This is a genomic window from Mesorhizobium sp. M7A.F.Ca.CA.002.04.1.1 (assembly GCF_004022805.1).
Lineage (GTDB): Bacteria > Pseudomonadota > Alphaproteobacteria > Rhizobiales > Rhizobiaceae > Mesorhizobium > Mesorhizobium ciceri.
Genome location: NZ_RZPL01000518.1, coordinates 1 through 4223, shown reverse-complemented (window position 1 = coordinate 4223; position 4223 = coordinate 1). Strand labels below are relative to the sequence as shown.

Sequence of the window (4223 nt, the reverse complement as noted above, 5' to 3'; positions counted from 1 at the left end):
GTTCTACGCAGCGATCGAGTTCTGAGATGAAGCTGCGAAACAGGAAAAGGGCGGGTGCATTGGCGGATGACGCGGGCGAGGGCGATATCGTGCTTTCCGCGCACGACATCAGCGTTTCCTTTGCCGACAAGCTTATCCTCGACAGACTGTCGCTCGACATAAGGCGCGGCGAAATCCTTGGATTTGTCGGCGCCTCGGGTGCTGGCAAATCCGTTCTGCTGCGCACCATTCTCGGCCTGACACGCAAGCAGTCGGGCACGATCAGGCTGTTCGGCGTCGATATCGAGAAGGCTGATGATGCCGAGCGTCTGCGCATCGACATGCGGCTTGGCGTGCTGTTCCAGCACGGCGCCCTGTTCTCGGCGCTGACGGTGCTGGAAAACGTCCAGGTGCCGATGCGCGAATATCTCGACCTGCCGCGAAAGCTGATGGACGAACTGGCGATGCTCAAGATCGAGCTGGTCGGGCTGCCGCCCGACGCGGCGCAAAAATTCCCATCCGAACTGTCCGGCGGCATGATCAAGCGCGCCGCGCTGGCGCGGGCGCTGGCGCTCGATCCCGACATCGTCTTCCTCGACGAGCCGACATCGGGTCTCGATCCGATCAGCGCGGCGGAGTTCGACGAGCTGGTGGTCAAGCTGCGCGATACGATGGATCTGACCGTCTACATGGTGACGCATGACCTCGACACGCTGTTCACCGCTTGCGACCGGGTGGCCGTGCTCGGCAAGAAGAAAGTGCTGGTCGAAGGCACCATCGACGACATGCTGAAGAGCGAGGAACCGTGGGTAAAATCCTATTTCCGCGGAAAACGCGCCCGGCAACTTGATCTTGCGGCGCGCGCATAGCCATAAGTGGGACAATGGAAACCAGAGCCAACTACGTCATTGTCGGCATCTTCACGCTGGCCGCGATCCTGGCGGCGTTTGCCTTCGTCTACTGGACGGCGGCGATCGGCGACAAGGGCGAGACGACGTTGCTGCGCGTGCGCATTCCGGGCTCGGCCTCCGGGCTCGGCCGCGGAAGTTTCGTGCTGTTCAACGGCGTCAAGGTCGGCGACGTCAAGCGCGTCTATATTGATGTCGACAATCCGACGGTTGCCATCGCCGATACCGAGATCGACCGCATGACGCCGATCACCAAATCGACGCAAGCCGATATCGGGCTTGCCGGCCTGACCGGGCAGGCCAACATCGAACTCAAGGGCGCCGATCCCAAGGAGGTAAAGCTCCTCGACCAAGCGGAAAAGGAAGGCAAGGTCGCCGAGATCGTCGCCAACCCGTCGGCGGTGACCAACCTCTTGCAGACGGCGCAGAATATCTTCACCCGCGCCGACAAGGTGCTGACCGAGCTCGAAGGCTTCACCAAGGACGTTCGCGGGCCGCTGACGCAGACCGTCCAGAACGTCCAGACCTTCTCCGATGCGCTGGCCAAGAATTCGGACGGCATCGACAAGTTCCTGTCCGCGGCCAGCACGCTGGCCGATGAGCTGAAAGGCGTTTCCGGCAAACTCGACGGCACGCTGAAGGCGGCCGAAGGCCTTCTCAACGCGGTCGACAAGGACAAGATCAAGAGCATCGTCGCCAATGTCGACGCAGTAACCGGTAACCTCAAGCAGACGTCGAAGCAGCTCGACGGCGTGATCAAGAACGTCGATACAGCCGTGGGGTCGGTCAACGACTTCGCCAAACGGACGCAAGGCACGCTGGCCAAGGTCGACAACGTGCTCGACGGTATCGATCCCGCACAAGTGCGCTCGGCGCTCGCCAACATCCAAAAGGCCAGCGAGAGCGCCGACAAGGCCGCCGCCGACATCGCGGAGGTGACCCACAAGTTCGCCAACCGGGCCGACGACATCGACCAGACGATCAAGGACGCAAAGCAGCTCGCGCAACGGCTCAACGATGCCTCGGTGCGAGTCGATGGCATTCTAGCCAAGGTCGATACCTTGCTCGGGTCGGGGCAGGCCGACGGCGTGATGGCGGATGCGAGGGCGACGCTGAAGTCGTTCAAGCAGGTTGCGGACACGCTGAATGCCCGCCTTGGCGTCATCACCGACAATCTGGCGCGATTCTCGGGCCAGGGGCTTTCGAACGTCGAAGCGCTGGTGCAGGACAGCCGCCGTTCGATCAGCCGCATCGAGGAGGCGGTAACCGACCTCAGCCGCAATCCGCAGCGCATCCTGTCGGGTGGCGACGGCGAGGTTCGGCAATTCGATGGCAGGGCGCGGCGTTGACTTCGGCGCCGGCGCGCCCCAGAAACATGAGCCGCGAAAGCGGGTCGATCTTACGATCCGGGGACAACGGGGATCGCGCGTGAAGTCTGTGTGGGTGAAAACGGGCGGGTTGACATCGGCTGCGGCACTGCTTGCCTTGACGCTGGCCGGCTGTGCGGCGTTGGGCGGCAAGCCCGCGCCGCTCGATACGTTCGAGCTGTCGGCGCCGTCGGTCGACGCGCATGGCCACAGCCGCCGCCAGATCCTGATCGCGCAGCCGTCGGCGCTCAAGGCGCTGGACAGCCAGAACATCGTCATCAAGCCGTCGGATCGTTCGATCCAGTATCTCAAGGGCGCGCAATGGGCTGACCGGCTGCCGCTGATCGTGCAGGCGCGGCTGGCCGAGACCTTCCAGCGATCGGGCAGCTTTGCCGGCGTCGGCAAGCCGGGCGAGGGCCTGGCGATCGACTATCAGGTGATCGTCGAGATCCGCTCATTCGAGGTTCGGGTCGACGGCGGCGAACATGCCGAGGTCGATCTGTTCGTGCGGATCCTGAACGATCGCAACGGCGAGGTCCGTGCTTCCAAGAGCTTCACCGCAGCCGCACCCGTCTCGGGCAGCGGCAATCCTGCTTATGTCAGCGCACTCGACAAGGCGTTCGGCGACGCCGCCGGGCAGATCGTGCGCTGGACGGATTCGGTGATCTGAGCGCGACGCGCGCCGGAATCCCATCAGGCTTCTCTACCTACAAGTGGTCGAAGATCTCCGGCCGGAGCTTTCCGGTCTTCATCAGGTGCTGCAGGGTGTAGGTCACGGACAGCGCGTCATCGAGCGCATCGTGCCCCTGCAATGGCGGGTGCTTGACGCCGTAGTAATCCGCAAGCTTGTTGCTCGGCGTTCTCGCCAGATCCTCGATCGGCATTCCGGCTGCGATCAGCAGCTTGACGGCGTTGTCAAACCGGGTGGCCGGGATCGAAGGCTGAATGCCCCCGACATAGCAGCTGATGGCGATCATGTTCAATTCGTCCTTGCCCCAGGACCAGAATCGCGCCCCTTCGGAAAAACGATCGATGTCGGCGAGGGCATCCCCTAGTGCCACCCCTTTTGTCTCCAAATCTTCCTCGGTGATGCCGGTCAGTTTGGTGAAGAATGGGTCCAAGGCGTATCTCTGACCAAACCGGTCGACCGGTTTGATATAGGCCTTGTGTGTTCCGAGCAGGGGGAAGTCGCCTTCAAGTCCAAGCCTGACGGCGCCGATCTGTGCGATCACCGGGTCGGGATCGTGGGCCGCGCACCAGAATCTGCGTTGCGAGCCCTCCAGGCAAAGAAACTCGCAGTCGAAAATGATTGCCGTCTTCACGATCACACCCTGCGAGCGTTAGGGCAGCGGTACTGTGGATGAATTATAGCGCCGTCGGGAGATCGACTTAGGGCGGATTCCGAAGGCATCGATAGTCTCGCAAGACCTGTTGCGGGCAGGTTCAACGCGTGCCGGACGTTAGAGCAGGCACAGGCGGGACCATGGCCCGCCTGTTCAATTCCCGTCTTAGTGCAGGCGGCCGCTCGCATGCGCCAGCATGGTGTAGACCTTGCCGGTGTCCGACGTCAGGTAGGTCTGCGCCATGATGTTGTCGCGGTCGTTGCGTGAGACATCCTTGAGCAGCTTCTCGAAATCGTCGCAGTAGCGGTCGACGGCGGCGCGGAACTCGGCCTCGGCCTGATACTTGCGACGGATCTCGTCGAACGTCTGCTGACCCTTCAGCGTGTAGAGCCGCCTTGTGAACACGTCACGCTCGCCGCGCCGGTAGCGGTTCCACAGCTCGATCGAAGCATCGTGGTCGATGGCCCGCGCGATATCGACGGAGAGCGAGTTCAGCGATTCGACGACATGAAGGGGCGATCGCTGGGCAGGCGTAGCGCGGGGCGCTTCCGCAGTCGCTGGGGGAGCTGCCGACCTGAGGTCCTCATCGTTCGATGCCGCGGTCAGCAGATCGCGCACCCAGCCAC

The 4223-nt window shown here is 62.7% G+C and carries 5 protein-coding genes; 3 read left to right on the top strand and 2 right to left on the bottom strand.

Annotated features, from left to right (window positions below; translation table 11 throughout):
- Window positions 1–26 precede the first annotated feature (26 nt).
- The 3 genes from ENZ75_RS23155 to ENZ75_RS23145 are packed head-to-tail and all read left to right on the top strand — an operon-like array spanning window position 27 to window position 2924.
- The gene (locus tag ENZ75_RS23155; RefSeq protein ID WP_024503546.1) at window positions 27–848 is read left to right on the top strand and encodes an ABC transporter ATP-binding protein; all 822 of its coding nucleotides are present in this window, start codon (window positions 27–29) and stop codon (window positions 846–848) included.
- A gap of 14 nt (window positions 849–862) precedes the next feature.
- A complete protein-coding gene (locus ENZ75_RS23150; protein WP_024503545.1) occupies window positions 863–2236 on the top strand; it encodes an MlaD family protein in 1374 nt (457 codons plus the stop codon).
- Complete coding sequence (locus ENZ75_RS23145) at window positions 2217–2924, top strand: ABC-type transport auxiliary lipoprotein family protein (protein ID WP_063167914.1); 708 nt, start codon at window positions 2217–2219, stop codon at window positions 2922–2924. The genes ENZ75_RS23150 and ENZ75_RS23145 overlap by 20 nt, the downstream gene beginning before the upstream one ends.
- Before the next feature lie 37 nt (window positions 2925–2961).
- On the opposite strand, the gene ENZ75_RS23140 is transcribed toward ENZ75_RS23145, so the two are convergent.
- Window positions 2962–3576, bottom strand: a complete 615-nt coding sequence (locus tag ENZ75_RS23140; RefSeq protein WP_063170226.1) for a 3'-5' exonuclease — start codon at window positions 3574–3576, stop codon at window positions 2962–2964.
- 186 nt (window positions 3577–3762) lie between these two features.
- Window positions 3763–4223: hypothetical protein (locus ENZ75_RS23135; protein ID WP_164887948.1), on the bottom strand; the 461-nt coding region annotated here is incomplete at its 5' end.